Consider the following 21,515-nt stretch of genomic DNA (forward strand, 5'->3'; position numbering starts at 1 on the left):
CGGCGGAAACATACGTTTCGCCAAAGGAAAACATAAAAATAATGGAAACGTTACGAGATTTTCGACCCGAGGTTTTCTAAAAAACCGGATTCCGGAAAAAAAGACAGCCCTTCGCGTAAGGGCATAAAAAAAGGAGTTCCGCTGAACTCCAACCTTTGTTAACCTTAAATCTAATACTATGAAAAACACAGTACAAAAGTATTTATTTTATCCGGAATGGCAAAATACAAGACTAAAAAAGAATGCTTTACAACATACATTAACCAAATTCTATTTACCGATTAAATCCCTTAACAAATACAGACTCAACCTTAAAAAAATCAAGAACGAGACTGCATTATCATATTACCTCTCCCAACCATCAATTACTTTTGTCTAAAAATCATACACCCCATGTCAAAAATTTAGACACTCACAGAAAGCTGAAAAATCGCATATATCTATAAATCAAAGATTTGAAATAATGGCACGAAAATTGTATCGTACATTTGCAGTAAAAACAAAACCAAACACAGAAAAATGAAAACTTACTTTACCTTTTTACAGCGCAACAAGCTTTTTACCTTTGTCAATGTCATTGGATTAAGCATCTCACTCATGTTTCTCCTGCTGATTACCCACATGGTGACCCGACAGCTCACCGTAGACAAAGACATGAAAGATGCAGACCGGACTTATGTACTGGCTAATGAAATATGGGCAGGAGGCCACATCTTGCTGGGTGACAAACTGCAAAGCCGTTATCCGGAAATAGAAGACTGGTGTGCCGTAAGCGGTTCCTATGAACAGTTTGTCAGAACTAACGACCAGCCGGTTAATATACAAATGATGTTTGTCCGCGAAAACTTCTTCCGGTTCTTCAACTTCCATCTGCTGGAAGGGAATCCGGAAACCTTGCTGGCCAATGAGAACAACATCGTGCTGACACGTTCCTGTGCCATCAAGCTGTTTGGTACGGAGCATGCGTTAGGGAAAACACTTATTGAACAAGCATTCGGTGACCGACGCTGTACAGTGAGTGGAATCATTGAAGACATTGATAATTCTATTTTTCCTTCCAATATTGAAGCATTCAGCCTTCATAAGAATGTGCGATACGTTAATTGGAGTGCCAGCGAAGAAAATACCCACTTAGGCAATGCCGCCAGCTGCATCTTCTTCCTGCGTTTCCATCCGAACGTCAACCCTAACGACAAAGCCGATGACATTGCCCGCTTCTTCAAAGAATTCTTCTGGATTTACCAGTATGATTCCGTTAAAGAGGTATTATTCATCCCCATACACGAGTTTTATTTCTCCGATACACTGGCCGCCGGAGCCATACTTAACCAATATAGCCTGAAAGTGGTACTTATTTTCCTGACCATCGGCGTCTTGATTCTGTTTATGGCCATCTTCAACTATACCAGCATGAGCATTGCCCAAACCAGTTACCGGGCAAAGGAAATGGCTACCCGACGCCTGTTAGGTTCCTCCAAGAAAAGCATCTTCTGGCGCATGATTGCCGAATCGTTCCTGCTGACCACACTGGCCTTTGTGATTGGTTTTTTACTGGCCAAGGCTGCAGAACCTACAGCCATGGAACTGCTTCACACACGACTTGATATTGTGGGCGACTTAAATCCCTTCACCCTATTGTGCTACCTGCTTCTGATTACCGTACTTTCCCTGCTCTCCGGATTCGTGCCTGCCACCCTGCTGTCACAATACAATCCGCTGGACATCGTAAAAGGTACCTTCCGCCGCAAGACCAAGACTTTATACCTCCGCCTGCTAAACATTGTGCAAAACGGACTCACCATCGCCATGTTAGGATGTGCCATTTACCTGAGTGTACAGATTTACCGCATCCTGCATGCCCCATTAGGATATGAATACGGTCACGTCATCCACTACCCTCCTATGGGCAGCGACCAGAAACTTCAGCTTTTCCGCCAGGAAGCCCAGAAGCTTCCTTTCGTAAAACGTGTCAGTTTTGCACAAGGTACTCCCATTGACGGTGGAAACAATGATAGCATGTACTTCACATCGGCCGACAGTACCAAGGACCTAAGCTTCCAGACTTTTGTGGTGGACTCTGCCTTCATCGACATTTTCCATATCCAAATTACAGAAGACCGTCACGCAGGATACAATCCAAAAAATTTCTTTGTAAGCCAGTCCGCCATGAAAGACTTGCGCCAGTTAGGATTTACAGACTTTGTAAGAAGTGACCGTGGGGGCTATACTATGAACGTGGTTGGAGAATTCAAAGACTTCCAGATTCGCTCTCTGCTTATGAAAGATCCTCATCCGCTGCGTATGCAAATTGCTCCTTCCGACAGCATCAGCCCATGGAACATCCTGGTAGAAGTACGCGATGAACAACCCGAAGCTTATAAAAAGCAGCTGGACCAGCTCTATTCCAAGATAATAGACGGATACCCGTTTGATTCAGAATGGTATGACACACTGGTACAGAAAATATATGAAGACATTACCCGTATGAATCACCTGATTCTTATCTTCACCTGTGCAGCACTGGTTATCTCCCTGTTAGGACTTACCGCCATGAGCATCTACTTCATCGCACAACGTAAACGAGACATCGCCGTACGCAAGGTATTCGGCTCCGACAGCCGCAGCGAAATGCTCCGGTTAATAAAATTCTCTTCCGCATCACTGGCGGTCAGTCTACTCATCGGCCTCCCGCTGATGTATATCGGCATTCAGCAGATAGACAAGATTGTGACCTACGAAAGCAGTTTCCCCTGGTGGGTACCGGTTGCCGCTTTCCTGATTGTAGCCCTCATCTCACTGGCTTCCGTCTGGCTAATCAGCCGAAAAACCGTACGGGAAAATCCAGTACTGAACCTGAAAACAGAATAGTCTTTATCAACTCAGAAACATAAAAAACGAAAATATGAAAACCATCCTACGAAATCTATTCTACACACTGAAACGCTTCCAGACCGCCTCTGTGCTAAACCTGATGGGACTTTCGGCTGCCTTTGCCGCCTTTGTCCTGCTTATGATGAAGGTAAGCTACGAACGCGATTTCGATACCTGCTATCCTCATACCGACCGCCTGGTCATGCTGAATCTGGCACAACCTCAAGAGGTGAATTATGTCAGTACACTCCCCCGAGGCCCTATCGACTACCTCATCCAGCAAGTACCGGGCATCGAATATGGCACCATCTATTCCCCGGCCTGGCAGAAGCAGGCTTTCTACACCGACCCCAAGAATCCGCAATACTTCTACGAGGAACCTTGGGCTGTGTATCCCGATTTCGGAAAAATTATCGGACTGAAGTTCGTAGAAGGCAGTGACCAGGAGATGAACCGGCCCGAAAGTGTCATCGTATCCGAAAGCTATGCCCGCAAACTATTCCCGAATGGAGATGCCTTAGGTTCCTATCTGTACACAGATACTCCAGACTGGCGAAATCCGGAAGCCACCAAATTCCGAATATGCGGTATTTTTGAAGACCTGCCGGAAAACTGCCAGTTCAAAAATGACCTCTTTGTCCCGATGGGAAAACTTCAGGAGAACGACTGGGGCAGCCAGAACTTTTTTGCATTCTTCTTGCTAAAACCAGGAGTCAGCGTGGAAGAAATCAACCAGCAGATTGCAGCTACAGAAGCCAACAAACGACTGTTTACCGGGGATCAAGGTACTCAGAAACTCTATGTTCTCCCGATACAGAAACTGTATTATGACATGTATTCTCCCTACTACTTCAAGACAGGCAGTCGCAGCACCATGACCCTGCTGGTAAGTATCGGGTTCCTGATTATTCTTATCGCCTGCATCAACCTTATCAATTTCAGCACGGCACTGGCTCCGGTGCGCATGCGCAGCATCAATACCCAGAAAGTGCTGGGAAGCACCAACGGAGAACTACGCCGTGCCCTGGTAGCCGAATCGGTGAGCATCGTATTGATAGGTTGGCTATTATCATTAGGTATTGTCGCAGCCCTGATACGACTGAACGTATTATCCTTTATGGGTTTCACTCCTTCCCTGCTTGTTTACTGGAAATACGTGCTTTATACCGGAGTAATAGCCCTGCTTACCGGTATCGTGGCCGGACTGTATCCGTCATGGTACATGACCTCTTTCCCTCCTGCCCTTGTATTGAAAGGAAACTATGCCCTGAGCGGAAAAGGGAAACGGCTTCGTACGGTACTCATCGGTTTCCAGTATATTGTTTCGTTTGCCCTGATTGTGACCGCAGCTTTTATTTTTCTGCAGAACCGATTCATGCGAAACCATGAACTGGGCATCGACAAAGACCAGATACTGGTCGCTTCCCTCCCCCAAATGCCTTATCACAGCAGTCCGTACCGCAAATTCGACACTCAGCTGAAAAGTTTTGCTGAAATCGACGACATCGCCTACGCCAAATGGGAGTTAGGAGGCACCGAGGGATATACACAGTATACCTTCCGCTACAAAGGAAACAACTACGGACATCAATATATTGACGTCACAACGAACTTCTGCCGAGTCATGGGAATGCACATTCTGTCGGGAAGCGACTTCCTGCCCAGCGATTCCATCTACACCTCCCAGCTAAACTTTATCGCCACGCAGGACCTTCAGAAAGAAAGCGGTATCCCGGCAGGAGAGACACTCGACTTTTTCCCATGGGGAATGAGCGCCACCCTCAAAGGATATGTGAATAACGTTCAGTTTACTTCACTCAAAACTGGCTCCGTCCCCTATATTTTCTGTCCCAACGGTATCTACAGCAACAATGTGCTACCATTTGCCTACATCCGCGTAAAGGCCGGAAGTAATATGGACAGCGCACTGAAGCATATCCGTCAGACAATGAGTGAATGTTTTACGGGCTATCCCACAGAAGTGAAATTTTACGACCAGATATACGGCCAGCTTTACCAAAAAGAAACAAACCAGCAAAAGATAATCACCTGGTTCAGTCTGCTGGCCATTCTCATTTCACTGGTAGGAGTATTCGGACTGATTATTTTTGAAGCCGCACACCGCCGTAAGGAAATCGGGGTACGAAAAGTGTATGGAGCCTCCACGGGACAAATTCTCTGGATGTTTGGCCGCTCCTACCTCACGCTTTCCATCGTCTGTTCACTCCTGACCAGCCCTATCGCCTGGTATGCCGTATCGGAATGGCTGAAACAGTTCAATGAGAAAATTCCTATTTCTCCATGGGTATTTCTGATTACATGCGTCATAATCAGTCTAATTACACTGATTACCATTACTATACAGAATTACCGGACAGCCCGTAACAACCCTGTAAACAGCTTGAAATCAGAATAAATACAAGAGAAATAGCCTAGAAAAAGGCATAAAAAAGGAGTTCCGCTGAACTCCAACCTTTGTTAACCTTAAATCTAATACTATGAAAAACACAGTGCAAAAGTATTTATTTTATTTGAAACAGCAAAACGAAAGAGCTAAAAAGAATGTTTTACAACATACATTAACTACAAAGTACCGGGCGATAAAACCCATTAACAAAATCGAGTTCAAATATAAAAAAAGACTATCAGAAACGACTGCCTGTCAGCAGTCAGCCAGTTTGTAAGTGCGGAAGCGTTTCCCTTTCTTAAGTTTGAACACCAGTTCCCTCCGATCTTTATGGAAAAAGCGATCGTGGATATTCACACCAAACTCACACGTTTCTCCTTTTTTCATATTAGGAAGATGAATCCGGCATATTCTTTTCTTTTTATAGAACAAATAGAAACAGGTCTTACGCATCACCTTTTCTCCCTCATTACTGATTTTCATTTTCAGACGTTTTCCATCGTGCATCGCACAAAATACCGGAGGATAAATCACCATTTCCTTCAGTACATCATCGCTGTCATTAGACTCCACCAGCCGCAGGCATTCATTGTCCGATACAGACTGAGCACAAATTTGTCCGATAAAGAAAATCCACACACATACGATTCCTATGATTCTATAATACTTCATAACCCAATACCTCCTTTGTTATACCCATGGCACCTAAAGTTACAAAAAGATTCAATTGCCTTGCATAAATGAAAGGTTTATTTCACAAATAAAGAATAAAAGGCCAGTTTCAGGATAAATCATACCATAAAGCACGCGGCCTGACACACCGTTATAGCATGCCAGGCCGCCCTGCTGAAATTTACAATTCTTACTTATTTTTCTTCCATTGTTCTTTTTCTATCAAATAAGAGATGACAAGGCCTAAACCTCCTCCTAACAGAACGCACGCTCCGTAAATTATGGAAACGGCCTCTTTTACGGTATAAGGGTAATTATCAGACAAATAATCCGGTTGGGTGGTACATGCCAACATGTATCCTACCAAAAGCCCTGCCCCCAATCCAAGCAGCAAGCATCCTATACGCAGTCCTCCAAATGAATACAGGCTGGGACGATACATAATGCCATTCTTAAAAGTTTCCGGCGTCAGTTTATCGCCCATCTTTTCAATCAGCATCATCCGTTCCCTTCTTCCGGCAAACAGTTCAAACAATTTATAAATCACTCCAAAAACAATTGCCACATTGGCCACAATCATCAATTCTTCCATTTTATTCAGTTTTTAATTTGTTACTTTGCCCTTTAGACGCAACCTATACAGAAAGGTTACACTTTTACCGAGAAAAATATTTTTCTAATTTCAGTGTAACCTTTTACTTTGCTCTGCGTCTAAAGGGCATCATGAATCACGAGGAACTACATATCATTGCATCTATCCTGAGCGGACGAACCGAACAGTTCGCCTATTTTCTCGACACCTACGGGCCACAGGTCTTCCACCTGATCGTCCGTATGGTAGGCTCACCGGAAGATGCCGAAGAACTGACCCAAGACTGTTTTATGAAAGCCTTCACCCACCTTTCCTCGTTTCATGGAGACAGCAGTTTCTCTACCTGGATTTACCGCATTGCCTACAATGAAGCGACTTCCGCACTCCGGAAAAAAGATAAAGAACTGCTTTCATTCGACGACCGGATGTGGAACAGTCTTTCAGATAAAGAAATAGATGAGGAGCTGGATACCGAAAACGAAATGCAAATTCAGAAACTGCAGCAGGCACTCACCCAGCTCAAGCCCGATGAGCAGGCACTGGTCACTCTGTTCTATGAAGAAGAAAAAAACATAGAAGAAATAGCCTATATCTTTCACCTGACAGAAAGCAACGTAAAAGTAAAGCTGCACCGCATCCGAAAAAAGTTATGTAACTTAATGAAAGAGGAGATTTAAGCCATGAGAACAACAGATAGAGGACTTCAGAAAGCAATAAAAAGGCAGCCCCATTACGAGCTGCCCAGCAATTTCAGTTACCGCATGATGCAAAAGATACAAGAGGAAAGTATCTTACGCGAAAAACGGCAGGAAAAAAGAATATTCATTCTCTTCCTTATCTTTACCATACTCAGCGGGGGAGGCTGCATCGGATTTTTTATTTGGAAATACGGAACAACCTTCATCAGCTATTGGCACACCTGTAAGGAAATACTTCCGGACTCCCATACGCTCCTTTTCTACCTGCCTACGTTCTGCGCCCTCTGTCTGTTGTACTTCTTCGACCGATGGTTACGGAAAAAGATAGACCTTGAAAAAAAATAGTCTACCTATTTTTTCACACAAACGGTTACAGACTTTCCACAAGAAATACCCTGAGGCATGGGCACCACAATTTTTTGCCCATTCCATACCAACGTAATTTCTTTTAATGTGGCATCCATTCTGGCATCCGTTACTGACACATAACACTCTGTATCCGTTTCACGCAAGACAAGTGCACAAGGTGCAGAAACCTCCAACGTTAACCCCTTTGCTTTTAACACCGGAGCTTCCGGATAGAACACGGCTTCTACCACCTTTTTGTCTGTCGAACGAACGGCTTGAATCAATGTATCGTTTCTCAATACTTCAAACGGAAGCTTACGAGCCGGTTCATCTTTCCCCAAGTAAACCGTATAGCCATAGGTATCATTCTTCGGACTTTGCCCATGGTCTGTCCACAAACGCAATACAGAAACCTTTTCAGGTAGTCCTGATTTCTTTTTATTCCGTGCATTCATCTTTGCCCAATGAGCCGGACAACTCTCTGAAGCGACGTATAAATTAGCCTGATACTCCGGCAAACCTTGATAGGCAAACTGTCCTTCTTGTATAACCCAGGTATCTTTCATCTTACGTGCATCCAAAAGCATGCTTCCTTTCGCCACATCTGTCTTCTTACCTTTCTTCCAAAGATAAACCGGAGCCACCCTTGCTGTCTGATCCAATGTGGTCCGGATGTGCCCTTCCATATCCGGACAGTTATTGGTCACTCCTGCTCCTAAAGCTACCAGATAATCTCCCAATACAAAATAACCTTTATAAGCCTTAAAACCATAGAGTAACTCATTCTTCACCTTACGGTCACCTTTATCATTCACATTTTCCTTATCGGCTCCATGCATTTTTTCAAAAATATAGCCACCAGCTGCATAATCTGCCCCATCTGCTGCTCCTGCAGCGAAATTATGACGACTACAATATCCTCGCCAGTTTGTTACCGGAGTCAACCGCTCCATTCCTTCACGTGCAGTTACACCGGGAGAAGCGGTCACATCCCAACCTCCCATAATCTGAAAATATTCATTTCCATGACGCTGAAATAAAGTCATGCCATCTGTCGGATAAAAATTATAGTTGTCCGCGAATGCTGCACTTTCAAGCCCGTCACAGCGCACAGAAGCCATATTAATCATCAAATGATAATCCGGAGTATGCTTCATCAGGTCATCATTATTAAAAAACCAGCGTGTACCTTGATAAACACCTTTTTCGGTTCCCTTCATCCGGATACGATTTGTTTCTGCCTCAGCCAGAAGTTGCTGAAGCTCTTTCTGCTCTTCTGGAGAAAAAGAAGAAAGCCAATTCTTCACCACATTGCGTAACATCTTGTAATAAGGTATTGCTTCCTCCTTATTCCGATACTCATAGGAATTTCGGTCCAGACAAGGCAAACGATAACCGTCCCGATAATACCAGCTGCCTCCACGGAAAAAATTCATCAAGGCATCTGCATTTTCACGGCTGAGCTGCTTTGCCCAAGGAGTGCCATTGAGCATACCCAGCATATTCAAGGCACTGGAAGTTCCATCAATGGGATAACCCCATATCAAACATTGCATGCCATGTCCCCATCCTGCTCCGTCAGCCGTGAATCCCTCCGTCCAAAAAGAATCATCATAGGTAATCTGGGAAGTCATGCTAATGCCCCGCTGACAAACCTCAGCCAAGACATCCAGCATCGGAACAGAGCTATACATCACAGCTACCGGAAGCAAGGAACGATAAGCCAGCGCATTGCCGCCTACCCACCACACATGATTACGGAAACGCTCCACTGACACCACATTCTTATCAGTATCATCCCTTCTCAAAGGCTGAGTATAAGCCTGAAGTCCCAAGACTTTCAACATATCACATGCATTCTTCAAGTATTTATTTCCCTCGCCCCGTTCTGCCCGGTCCATATCTTCTGTACAAGCAAAATAAATATTCACGGCAGCCGTAGGTATCGCAAAACAAGAAGCATGAAAACGTGGTTTATCATTCGGACGAGAAATTTCCAAGTTACCATAATGCACCACAGCCTTCCAAAGTTTATCTGTAAATTCAGAAGTTTTCTCCAGCCGTCCTTTCCGGCAAGCATCAGCCAACTGATATATACGGTTCAATGCACCGGCAATAAAAATTCCGACACGGTCATCCGTTGTATTCTCATAGCCTTGTTGATAAGCATTCTCACGTTCAAACTGCTCCTCTGTAGAATTCAAGTCTGAAAACCGGCCATCTTCTCCTAACAGGGAAGCCATCTGAATAGCCTGAGAAGCATCAATTGATTTTACAGCCCGATAAGGGTGTTGAGAAAAATATTCTCTCAATTTCTTGACTGCATCTTTTTTCTCACCTCCCGCATGACAACGTGCCTCCTGATAATAACGACGATAGTTTGAATATGCAAACTGAGATTCCGCCTTACGAACAACAAAGTCGCTCACTTGTACATGGTTTTTCCACAAACGAATAGCAAAATATCCATCCCCCTGTCCCCTGCTTATAGGATGGCAAAACAATTCCTCACCATCGACAGCAAACGTAGTTTTTCCATCCGTCACGGTAATCACCACCTCATACCAACGATTAGGCTTCAGCAAATGTGCCTCATCTGTATATTCTTTTACCAGAGGTTTTATTTTGTTCTCATCAATGCCATAAAATTCACTGTGATATTCCCGAAAACGAGTGGTCTTATTCTCATTTCCTCCATAACCCACATAGAAAAGATTTAATGTGTTATAATTCTTGAATATCCCTGCACGCCAATCCTTTCTGGCATAAATATTATCAGGGTATTTCAAGTCTTTAGCCCCCCCAAAAGCAGTTCATGTCACTCAAACGGTCGTATTTTCCACCTTCCATCACTACTTTAATGCGGTAACTGATTTCATAGTTTCCAGTCAGGCACTCATCATACCACAAAGTCAGACCATCCGGTGATACAATGTCCAGACAATCGTCTACTTTAATCATCTTGAACTTACCCGAAGAGTCTTCGCCAATCCAGTTTTTCAAAGATATTTCTGAAGCAGTAATCCCCAACAAGGAATAAAACATCCCCCATAAGAAAAATAATAATTTTAGTTTACCCATAATAAAAGATTAAATATTTCATGATTACATATCGCAAAAATAAATATTATCTTTTAATGATCATAACCACTATAAACAAAAAGGACGAATTTCGAATGAAATTCGCCCTTTCCATTTCTATATCAATCAGAAATCTTATTTTCGATAGCTTTCCAGTTCTTCTGCCTGGAACTTACGGATGAAGTTGAAATGCTTTTCTACTTCAGATTCAGCGTAGTTCACATACACATTCAATGACTTGCCAAACATGTCAGGAGCCTTTGTCGCATCCTGCAATAGCAAATGGCTCATCACGCACACAGCTGCCATCTCATACAAACGACGAGATACCAAATCCAGCAATTCCTGGTTCTGTGCTTCCTTCACTGCATTGGTACATGCTTCCAATTTACGAGTCATATCCTTGATACGATTCATATAACCTTCAAATTCCGGCGCACAAGGAATCATTTCATATTCATGCAAGGTAGCCGCATACGAACCGTTTGTTACATAACGGATGGCAGCTACTGTCTGCAACTGGGTAGTACCTTCATAGATGCTGGTGATACGGGCATCACGATAGATACGCTGACAAGCATATTCCATCATGAAACCTGAACCGCCGTGTACCTGAATACAGTCGTATGCATTCTGGTTGGCATATTCAGAGTTCATACCCTTTGCCAGCGGAGTAAAGCTGTCAGCCAGTTTTGCATAACGTTTCTGTTCCTGACGTTCTTCCGGAGTCAGCTTGCGTTCACGGGCAATGTCATCCAATGCTTTGTAGATATCCACGTAACGAGAAGTCTGATACAACAACGCACGGCCTGCATCCAATTTAGCCTTGATGGTAGCCAGCATGTCATACACAGCTGGGAATTCGATAATGGCCTTACCGAACTGTTTACGGTCTTTTGCGTATGCCAAAGCCTCATCGTAAGCAGCCTGGCTCAAACCTACAGACTGAGCGGCAATACCCAGACGGGCACCGTTCATCAACGCCATGACGTATTTAATCAAACCTAACTTGCGCTCACCGCAAAGTTCGGCCTTCGCATTCTTGTAAACCAACTCACAAGTAGGAGAGCCATGAATACCCAGCTTGTTTTCAATACGGCGTACGTCTACTCCCCCATCGTTCTTGTCATAGATGAACATAGACAATCCACGACCATCGTGTGTACCTTCTTCCGAACGGGCCAATACCAGGTGAAGATTTGCATCACCGTTCGTAATGAAACGTTTCACACCGTTCAGGCGCCAGCAGTTGTTAGCTTCATCGTATGTAGCTTTCAGCATCACACTCTGAAGGTCGGAACCAGCATCCGGTTCAGTCAAGTCCATTGACATGGTTTCACCGGCACAGATACGCGGAATGAAACGGCTGTGCTGATCTTCGTTACCGAATTCATAAAGTGTTTCAATACAGTCCTGAAGTGACCAGATATTACCGAAACCAGCATCAGCCTGAGCCACGATTTCTGCACACATGGTGTACGGCGTAATCGGGAAATTCAAACCACCGAAACGGCGCGGCATGGTCATTCCGTTCAATCCGGCCTTTACCATGGCCTCCAGGTTAGCCTTTGTACCCGAAGCATATTCCACACGGCCATTGGCATGATGCGGACCTTCCTGGTCTACTCCTTCGGCATTGGGTGCAATCACCTCACCCGTGATTTCACCAGTAATTTCCAACACTTTATCGTAAGAGTCGATGGCATCCGCATAATCCTGCGGCGCATAATCGTACTCGTCTTTATCTCTGTAATCGCGTTCTTTCAACTGACAGATACGCTCCATCATCGGATTGTTCAAGTGATACTTGAGTTCCGGATGTTCTGTATAAAAGTTTGCCATAATTTTAATTTTTTATTTTGAGGCTTTGAGGTTCGGTATCTTAAATGCAATCGGCAACACAAAACGAATTTTCTTAAATTCCCCAAATTGCACGGCTGGTTCCCACTCTGTTTTCATCAAGTCTTCTTCCACGAAACGAATCGCTTCTTTCCTCAAATAATAATTCTCCGTACTTTGAGGAAGTACATGATATTCCACGATTCTACCACGCTGATCAAAAGTCAATTGTACAAGTACACGTCCTTCCACCTTTTGTGCTGAGGCTTCCAAAGGGTAATGCACATGCTCTTTCATAAAAAGTGCCAACGCATCCACTCCACCTGGAAAACCTACAATCCGCTCAGACGGATAGAACTCAATTTCATTTCCTGCAGCATTGTACACATGACCTCCTTGTGAACGTCCTTTTCGGAACTCTTCAGTCCGCCATAAAGAACCATTGGGATAATACATCTCCAACTGTCCTTCGCGTCTGTTATTCTCAAAATGGCAAAGGTACTTCAACTCGCCGTTTCTATAGAACCGACGATACTCACCTTCCTTCTTTCCCTTTACATTCATATAGGTATCCGAAAGTTGTCCATCTGCATAAAAAATGGACGACACTCCATTTACGATACATTTTTTAGGGTCATCTACAAAATAGGAAAAGTGATGTAAATAGAGCAGTGTATCTCCCAAGTTATAAACCTTCACCTCAATATTGTCTTCGGCCAAATCAACCCGAGTACAATATCGAAACGCATTCTCCTTGCTATCCAGCCATCTACCTTTTTTATCCAAATAAATCGTATCTTGCGAAAAGGCAGGAGCCGCAAAAAAGAATATCAGCAGATACCACAGCCACCATTTACCGCCCATACTTACCTCAAATTATTACTTACTGTTCTTTTTGTAATACTTAATCATTTTCGGGATTACTTCTTCCACCGTACCGTTGATGACATAATCGGCAATAGTATTAATCGGAGCATTCGGGTCGCTGTTCACAGAGATGATGATACCTGCATCCTGCATACCGGCGATGTGCTGAATCTGTCCGGAAATACCGCAAGCGATATACAACTTCGGATGTACCGTTACCCCTGTCTGACCAATCTGACGGTCGTGTTCACAGAAACCGGCATCTACCGCCGCACGGCTGGCACCCACTTCTGCATGAAGTTCCTTAGCCAGTTCGAACAGCATGTCGAAACCTTCCTTACTGCCCATACCGTAACCACCGGCTACCACAATAGGTGCTCCTTTCAGATTATGTTTTGCTTTTTCCACGTGACGGTCGATCACCTTCACCACATAATCTGTTTCAGGTACATACTTCGCTACATCATGACGAATCACTTCACCCTGATAATTGGCATCTACGATTTCTTTCTTCATCACACCTTCACGTACGGTAGCCATCTGCGGACGATGTTCCGGGTTGATGATGGTAGCCACAATGTTACCACCGAAGGCCGGACGAATCTGATACAGCAGGTTTTCATAGGTGATACCGTTTTTCTTGTCTTCATGGTTACCGATTTCCAGCTGCGTACAGTCGGCAGTCAAACCACTTGTCAGTGCGGAAGACACGCGCGGACCCAGGTCACGACCAATTACGGTAGCCCCCATCAGGCAAATCTGCGGTTTTTCCTCCTTGAACAAGTTGACAAGAATAGAAGTATGAGGAAGTGAAGTATAAGGGAACAAGCCCAGAGCATCGAACACATGTACACGGTCTACTCCGTATGGCAACACTTGTTTTTCTACATCTGCAAGGTCTGTACCGGCACAAATCGTTTCCAGCTGACATCCCAGCTGAGTGGCCAACTTACGACCTTTGGTTAAAAGTTCGAGACTGACATCGGCCACATGCGCGCCTTCCATCTCACAATATACAAATACGTTATTCATAGTCTTTATCCGATAGTATGGTTAGCCAACAGTTCAACAATCAAGTTTTCTACATCTGCATCGCTGCCGGTAAGCGTCTTGCTTTCCTTTGCCTGGAAGATGATGTTCTCAATCTTCTTTACCTTAGTCGGAGAACCCGACAGACCGCATTGTTTCGTATCACCGTTTACATCGGCTACGCTCCATTCTGTGATATTCAGATAAGGACGGCTTTCATACAAAGAAGCATAAGGCAGTTCAGCTCCGTCTTTGGTAATGGCAGCTTTTTCCTGACCACCCAGTGCACGTTTGTACTTCTGTACCAGTTTCGCATTGCGCGGACGGCAAGGAGCTGCACTACCGTTTACAGTCAATACAATCGGAAGCGGACCTTCTACAGTTTCCACACCTCCGTCGATATGGCGTTTCACACGGATACGTCCGTCTTTTACCTCCTGAATTTCTTCTACGTAAGTCACCTGAGGCAAGCCTAATTTTTCTGCTACCTGCGGACCCACCTGTGCGGTATCACCATCGATAGCCTGACGTCCACCCACAATGATGTCATATTCACCAATCTTGCGGATAGCTGTTGCCAGCGCATACGAAGTAGCCAGCGTATCTGCTCCGGCAAAAGCACGGTCTGTCAGCAGATAACCGTTGTCTGCTCCTCTGTATAATCCTTCGCGGATAATTTCAGCGGCACGACCCGGACCCATTGTCAGGATAGTTACAGTAGAACCAGGATGTGTGTCTTTCAGTCTGAGTGCCTGTTCCAAGGCATTCAAGTCTTCCGGATTAAAAATCGCCGGAAGTGCTGCACGGTTAATTGTACCGTCAGCATTCATGGCATCTTTTCCCACACAGCGTGTATCGGGAACTTGTTTAGCCAATACTACAATTTTCAAACTCATTAGATTCTTTATTTTGGTATTAGTAAATTCTTGTCGGCAAATTTAATGAAAGCATTTGTTCCGCAAAAAGATATGAAGAAAATAAATGTTTTAGAGGGTATATTTCCATTTTGCAAACTCTAAGAACTTGTTTATCTTTGACTCCCGAAAAAGACTTTTATAAAATATGAATACAATGAATCAGGAAACTGCGCAACTTCTCCAGCAAATAGGAATTGAGAAATCTGATTTGAGCTGGACCACACAAGTTGTACTCATTCTAGCCATTTTACTGGTATCTTATCTTACTACACTAATCTTCCGCCATCTTATCATGCCAGCCGTACGAAAGATTACGGCCCGCACCAAAGCCACGTGGGACGATTATCTGTTCAATGACAAGATGATGAAAGCCTCTTGCCGGATGATTCCACCTATCACCTGGTACATCCTGCTCCCTTTTGCCTTTGATGACAAATCAGCCTATCTGCTTCAAATCTTACTGAAAATCTGTCTGATTTATCTCATCATCACGGCCCTCATGCTGATTAAATGCTTCCTTGACTCCCTCTATGAAATATCCAGCGAGCATGAAGCGTTAAAAAACCGTCCGCTCAAAGGTATTTACCAGATGATAAACCTGATATCTATAGGAGTAGGTATCATTCTCATCATCAGCGTCCTGATTGACCGGAACGCCACTGCTATCCTGACCGGACTCGGTGCCTCGGCCGCCATCCTGATGTTGATTTTCAAGGACAGTATTCTGGGATTAGTGGCCGGCGTACAGCTTTCGGCCAACGATATGCTTCGCCCGGGCGACTGGATTACCATGACCAAATACGGTGCCGATGGTTATGTGATTGAAGTATCACTGACTACCGTAAAAGTACAGAACTTCGACAAGACCATCACCACCATTCCTCCCTACGCACTGGTCAGCGATTCCTTCCAAAACTGGAGAGGCATGCGCGAGTGTGGAGGTCGCCGCATCAAACGCTCGCTGTTCATTGACATGACTACCGTGCATTTCTGTACACCGGAGGAAGTGAACCAATTCGTACAAAAAGGATGGATAACTGCTCCAACCGAAGGAAATGAACCACCCGTCAACCTGCACGTGTTCCGCGAGTATGCCCTCAAATACATCAGCAACCATCCAGAAGTGAATCACAACCTGATGCAGATGGTCCGCCAGTTGCAGCCCACCACCGAAGGTATCCCCGTAGAAATCTACTGTTTCTCGAACACCCCCGACTGGATTCCTTACGAAACCTTGCAAGGAGAAATCTTTGACCACCTGATAGCCATGATACCGGAATTCGGCCTGCATATCTTCCAACGCCCGGCCGGAACCGATTTTCAACCCAATGAGAAAAATGAATTTATAACTTCAAAATAAAAAACAATGGAAACAGGACTTACATACAGCAGCACCGTACAGGTAAATTCCACCAACACCGCCTTAGCACTCGGCTCAGGAGATATGGAAGTGTTTGCTACTCCCGCACTGGTAGCCTTGATGGAAAACGCTGCCATGAATGCCGTAAAGCCCGTACTCCCGGAAGGCTCTACTACCGTAGGTGCCATGATACAGACCTCGCACCTCAAGCCCTCCGGTCTGAACGAAGAAGTGACAGCTACCGCGGAACTCACAGAAATAGAAGGCCGTAAACTAACCTTCAAAGTTAGTGCAACCGACAGCAAAGGGCTGGTGGGAGAAGGTACTCACATCCGCTACATTGTGGACAGGGAACGTTTCTTGAGCAAACTTTAACAGCACACAATCGTCTACCATAGATTTATAGACAGACAACTGCATCAACGGTAGAACTCTAAAACATCATTTACGTTTTCCATTCTGCATCCCTAAGTTTTCCGATGCGGAAACCTATAGATGCAGAATGAGAAACATAAGTTTCCGCAAGGGAAAACATAAAAAACAAAAGTCGAAATACCACTTATCTCCTTCGTATTTTTTCAATTAGCGTGAAAGTGTTTTTCCCTCATCCTCTCTATGTCATTTAACACAGAAAAAAAAGAATCCCTGAAACAAGGATATTTCACTTGCTTCAGGGATTTTTTCATATACATATTATTACTATTACACAATTACCAGTGCAATCAGCTGAATAAACAATATCAGGAATACCATAGCAATAGGATATACTGTAGCGTATGCCACTCCCGGAATGTTACTGTCTGTCATCGAATCGGCAGCAGCCAGACCAGGCGTACTGGTCATACCGCCGGTAATGGTACCTAACAAGTCGAGCAGGCTTACCTTAAAGACCCATCGGCCCACTATGGCAGCCAACAGCATGGGTACCAATGTAACCAACGCTCCGACTCCGAAAAGCAGGAAACCACTTTCCTGGAAGGTGGCTACCAAGGTCTTTCCGGCTGAAGTTCCTACCTCTGCCAGGAACAGCAACAAGCCCAACTGACGCAGCAACTGATTGGCAGGACCTGACATGGACCACATAATCGGACCAGTCTTACCAATGGCGCTCAGGAACAATGCCATCATCAGTACCCCTCCGGTCAGTCCCGGAGAGAAAGTCATGCCACCTCCGAAAGAGATGTGCAGTTTTCCGAATAATACGCCCAACACGATACCCATAGCTATCGGGAAGAAGTCTGTATCCGACAAACGCTTTACATCATTTCCCAACAAACGGGCTACTGCCTGGATACCTTCCTTCTCACCTACCACCATCAGCTTGTCACCAAACTTCAGTGCCAGTTCCGGTGAGGGAGACAAGTCAATACCGCTTCGACGTACACGAGTAACCGTACAGCCAAAGTTCTTCTGCAGGTTCAGTTCACCCAACTGCTTGTTAATCATATCTTTCTTGGTGAGCAACAAAGATTCAATGGTCTGTGTATGGCTCAACGGAAGTTCACCTTCTTCACGCTCACCCAACATCAACGCCAAACTGTTCAATGAATTCTCGCTGCCCACAGCCTGAATGCAATCACCTTCCTGCAACACGGTATGTGCTTTGGGTATCAGAATCTCTTCTCCCTGCTTCAAGCGTGAAATCACAGCCCCTGTCATGGCACGTATGTTCAACTGGCTTAACGTACGGCCAAATACAGCCGGATTCGTCACCCGGAACAAGCAAGTGCTCAGTTCAGGGAACTGGCTGCGCCGTTCCTTCTCCAGTCTGTGTGCTTCTTCATTCAAGTCCACTCCCATCAGTTTGGGAAGCAACTTCACAAAAAGAATCACCCCAATCACCCCAAACGGATAGGCAATACCGTAGGCAATGGAAGCCAACGGCGACTGGGTACTGTCAATGGCCACCGCCAAACCAGGTGTACTGGTCAAGGCACCGGCTATCAAGCCCACGATACTTGGCGTATCGATGTCAAAAAGATATTTCATTCCGACCCCTGTCAGGCAGGCAGAAGCCACTATCAGCAGCGTAATCAGAATCAAGGTTTTTCCCTTGCTCCGGAACGAATGGAAGAAACCCGGACCGGCCTGAATGCCAATCGTAAAGATAAACAACACCAGCCCGAAGGTTCCCAGTTCCTTTGGAATGGATACCCCCCAATGCCCGAAGGCAAGAGCAATGAAAATCACGGCAGACACATCGAGCGATAGGCCCATCACTTTGATACGTCCGAGCATAAAGCCCAAGGCTACAATCAAGAAAATTGCAAAATACGAAGTTTGCAGTAAGTCTGTCAACATGGTTAATAAAGATAAATGAATAAAACTGGGATAAAGATAAGTAAATTTTACGGATTTCCCCAATTGGCTGCTATCATATCCCCCTATAGTTCATGAAAGGCTTATTCATTTACCAACAGACCTCTGCTTAAAACCATCCTCACGGTACGGAATTTAGGAGTTACCTCAGATTTTCCACGCATAATCTTCACCTCCCATTCCGAAGCTTTCCACAATTCTTTCGGCAATAACAGCGTATGCAATGCATTTTTCCCTTGAACAGAGCCTATCTTCACTTCATTTACATACACGTCTGCATCTTTTGCTGCGTCAGGGAAAGATTCGATTCTCACGGCATTGACCGGTTTTCCCTTGGACTTCATTTTATAAGCGAACCATCCGCGGGTTTCACGCCAGGGGGTTCCCTGCTCACTGCCTATCACCGAATTTTCCATCTCTACAAAGTGGTCACTTTCCGGCTGTTGCTCACCACACACCACCATATCGGCCGTAGCCTGCTCCAATTGGGCACGTTCTTTCTCCACTTCAGCAAGTTCTTTTTGCCGCTGTCCGAGTTCCTCCTTAGACACAAGTTCCCAATAAATCATGTACCGGCACTCGTGTGTCTGATAGAAAGGTTTCAGTTTCATTCCCTCATATCTGGAAGGGTACACTCCAGTCAACGCAAACTCCAACTTATCAGGAGATACTTTCTTCAGGTTGCCCAAAAGATTATTTTCTTCTCCCACAATCACAGGCATGTTCTGCAAAGGCAATTGAGGCCCTGAAGCGATATGACCACCGCGACTGTCGTCCGCAAACTGGCCGTCCAGTCTTTCTTTTCCCATATCGGCTGCCAGCACAATGGGACCATACATAAATGAATAATAAGAGGACTTGTCCGGAAGTTGCACTGCACGCAAAGTCATGGGCAATGTCATTTCAATAGCATCGCCATCCTGCCACTTTCTCTCTATGGTGTAATAGCCATCCGTCAAAGTTGCCTCTGCCTTCTTTCCGTTCACTGCAAAAGCCACCTTTGACTTATCTATCCATTCCGGACAACGGAAGCTCACTTTCATCTTTTTGGACTTATCTGTATGTAATACCATTCGAGTGCTTTCCTTTTCCGGGAAAGACGTTTCCTGCGTAAAGGTCATGCCATATTCTTTCCATTCCAACACAGAAGAAATAAACATGTTGACAATCAGCTCGTCCTTACGTGATGCATATATCATCTCCCCGTACTTTGCATGGTTCTCCATTCCCGATCCCACACAACACCAGAAACAGCTTTGAGGCTGTGAATATACCCTGTAATGCCCTGAACGCATGGGAGTGAAATACACCAATCCTCCCTGCACCGGATTCTGGCTTGACAAGATATGATTATACAAAGCACGCTCATAATAATCCATATACGCCATATCACCCGAAGTCTGATAGAGCATCTTTGTCAGGCGAAGCATATTATAGGTATTGCAGGTTTCTGGACCCTGCTCACTGGTCATCATACTCGAAAAGTCATCTGCTTTATGGAAATGTTCTCTGACGCTATTTCCTCCGATAGATACACTCCGGTTGTTTACGACCGTATGCCAGAAGAAATCGGAAGCATCACTCCAGGCTTTCTCTCCGTCGAGGTCGGCAATTCGTTTAAAACCGATTACTTTCGGAATCTGCGTATTGGCATGCATACCGGTAAGCTGGTCTTTTTTCTCAAGAAGAGGATTCAAGACCACCCTGTGTGAAAAACGTTTGGCCAAGTCAAGGTATTTTTTCTCTCCGGTCAGACCGTATACATCGGCAAATACCTCATTCAGTCCTCCATGTTCACTCCGGAGCATATCCTGAATCTGTTCGTCAGTCAGTGTGGAAACCGTATTCAGCATCCAGTCTGTCAAAGCAATCAGCATCCCTTCGGCTTCTTCCTTACCGGCTATCACATAGGCATCGCGCAAGCCCGCATACGTTTTATGGATATTATATAAAGGTACCCATCTATTATTGAGCCCGAAAGGATTGGCATCGATTTTTCCATTCTTTATTTCATTCCAGATAGCTTTCCCGTTCGGAACTCCACAAAGATAGCCATTGCCTGAAGCCTCCTGACAACGTTTCATTTCAGAAAGGAAATAATCCAGGCGTTTCCCGATTTCCTCATCACCCGTAGAAGCATACATATAAGATAAAGCCGAAAGATAATGCCCTCCTATATGCCCGTCGAGTCCGGTATTTTCCCAGTTCGGATAGTTTTCAGCTTTGGGCTGCAAACCTGCTTCCTTCATATAAGGAGCCAGTAATCTGTCCGGGGCGAGTCCTAACAGATAACAAATATCCATACTTTCTGCATGCTTGAACGGTCCGGAAATCAACCGGACATCCGTAATGGGAAATGTATTGATTTTCTGAGGCAGTCCTGCGCCCATACAAACAGAGGATGCCAAAAGCATCCAACCTAAAAGATACCCTTTTCTCATGTTTTTCGTCTCTTATTGTTTATGAAGTGATTTAAACTTTTCTTTTCCTTGCACATTTTCTCAATAGCATAACG

The 21,515-nt window shown here is 44.8% G+C and carries 15 protein-coding genes and 1 pseudogene; 6 read left to right on the plus strand and 10 right to left on the minus strand.

Features of this window, described 5'->3' with window-relative positions; translation table 11 throughout:
- Positions 1-519 precede the first annotated feature (519 nt).
- Positions 520-2,868 (plus strand): ABC transporter permease, encoded by a 2,349-nt coding sequence (locus DXD04_RS15430; RefSeq protein WP_117674051.1) that lies wholly within the window; start codon positions 520-522, stop codon positions 2,866-2,868.
- 34 nt (positions 2,869-2,902) lie between these two features.
- Positions 2,903-5,287 (plus strand): FtsX-like permease family protein, encoded by a 2,385-nt coding sequence (locus DXD04_RS15435; RefSeq protein ID WP_117674052.1) that lies wholly within the window; start codon positions 2,903-2,905, stop codon positions 5,285-5,287.
- A 246-nt stretch (positions 5,288-5,533) separates the two neighbouring features.
- Here DXD04_RS15435 and DXD04_RS15440 read toward each other — a convergent pair whose 3' ends face one another.
- Entirely contained in the window at positions 5,534-5,950 is a 417-nt protein-coding gene (locus DXD04_RS15440) for a hypothetical protein (protein ID WP_117674053.1), read from the minus strand.
- 190 nt (positions 5,951-6,140) lie between these two features.
- Positions 6,141-6,542, minus strand: a complete 402-nt coding sequence (locus DXD04_RS15445) for a DUF6249 domain-containing protein (protein WP_022054128.1) — start codon at positions 6,540-6,542, stop codon at positions 6,141-6,143.
- A gap of 131 nt (positions 6,543-6,673) precedes the next feature.
- Between DXD04_RS15445 and DXD04_RS15450 the strand changes: the two genes are divergently transcribed.
- Positions 6,674-7,219: an RNA polymerase sigma factor gene (locus DXD04_RS15450; protein ID WP_117674054.1), complete on the plus strand. Its 546-nt coding sequence runs from the start codon at positions 6,674-6,676 to the stop codon at positions 7,217-7,219.
- A gap of 3 nt (positions 7,220-7,222) precedes the next feature.
- A complete protein-coding gene (locus tag DXD04_RS15455; protein WP_117674055.1) occupies positions 7,223-7,585 on the plus strand; it encodes a hypothetical protein in 363 nt (120 codons plus the stop codon).
- Positions 7,586-7,590: 5 nt separating this feature from the next.
- Here the strand turns inward: DXD04_RS15455 and DXD04_RS17075 are convergent, their stop codons facing one another.
- From DXD04_RS17075 to DXD04_RS15480, 6 genes and pseudogenes are all read right to left on the minus strand, one after another.
- Positions 7,591-9,831 (minus strand): polysaccharide lyase family 8 super-sandwich domain-containing protein, encoded by a 2,241-nt coding sequence (locus DXD04_RS17075; protein ID WP_310591231.1) that lies wholly within the window; start codon positions 9,829-9,831, stop codon positions 7,591-7,593.
- A gap of 165 nt (positions 9,832-9,996) precedes the next feature.
- Positions 9,997-10,633: pseudogene (locus tag DXD04_RS16980) on the minus strand (DUF6250 domain-containing protein); the annotation flags it as partial.
- A gap of 171 nt (positions 10,634-10,804) precedes the next feature.
- Positions 10,805-12,511, minus strand: coding sequence for an acyl-CoA dehydrogenase family protein (locus tag DXD04_RS15465; protein WP_117674056.1), 1,707 nt, complete (start codon positions 12,509-12,511; stop codon positions 10,805-10,807).
- 12 nt (positions 12,512-12,523) lie between these two features.
- On the minus strand, positions 12,524-13,372 hold the full coding sequence (locus DXD04_RS15470) for a TonB family protein (RefSeq protein ID WP_117674057.1): 849 nt from the start codon (positions 13,370-13,372) through the stop codon (positions 12,524-12,526).
- A 15-nt stretch (positions 13,373-13,387) separates the two neighbouring features.
- On the minus strand, positions 13,388-14,407 hold the full coding sequence (locus DXD04_RS15475; protein ID WP_117674058.1) for an electron transfer flavoprotein subunit alpha/FixB family protein: 1,020 nt from the start codon (positions 14,405-14,407) through the stop codon (positions 13,388-13,390).
- 5 nt (positions 14,408-14,412) lie between these two features.
- On the minus strand, positions 14,413-15,300 hold the full coding sequence (locus DXD04_RS15480; protein ID WP_007559689.1) for an electron transfer flavoprotein subunit beta/FixA family protein: 888 nt from the start codon (positions 15,298-15,300) through the stop codon (positions 14,413-14,415).
- A 166-nt stretch (positions 15,301-15,466) separates the two neighbouring features.
- On the opposite strand from DXD04_RS15480, the gene DXD04_RS15490 reads away from it, so the two are divergent.
- Positions 15,467-16,681, plus strand: coding sequence for a mechanosensitive ion channel family protein (locus tag DXD04_RS15490; protein WP_117674059.1), 1,215 nt, complete (start codon positions 15,467-15,469; stop codon positions 16,679-16,681).
- Positions 16,682-16,687: 6 nt separating this feature from the next.
- Entirely contained in the window at positions 16,688-17,056 is a 369-nt protein-coding gene (locus DXD04_RS15495; RefSeq protein ID WP_022054118.1) for a thioesterase family protein, read from the plus strand.
- A 327-nt stretch (positions 17,057-17,383) separates the two neighbouring features.
- Here the strand turns inward: DXD04_RS15495 and DXD04_RS15500 are convergent, their stop codons facing one another.
- On the minus strand, positions 17,384-18,982 hold the full coding sequence (locus DXD04_RS15500) for an aspartate:alanine exchanger family transporter (RefSeq protein ID WP_117674060.1): 1,599 nt from the start codon (positions 18,980-18,982) through the stop codon (positions 17,384-17,386).
- 101 nt (positions 18,983-19,083) lie between these two features.
- Entirely contained in the window at positions 19,084-21,441 is a 2,358-nt protein-coding gene (locus tag DXD04_RS15505) for a glycoside hydrolase family 127 protein (RefSeq protein ID WP_117674061.1), read from the minus strand.
- Positions 21,442-21,515: the final 74 nt, after the last annotated feature.

Source organism: Phocaeicola plebeius (assembly GCF_003437535.1).
Lineage (GTDB): Bacteria > Bacteroidota > Bacteroidia > Bacteroidales > Bacteroidaceae > Phocaeicola > Phocaeicola plebeius_A.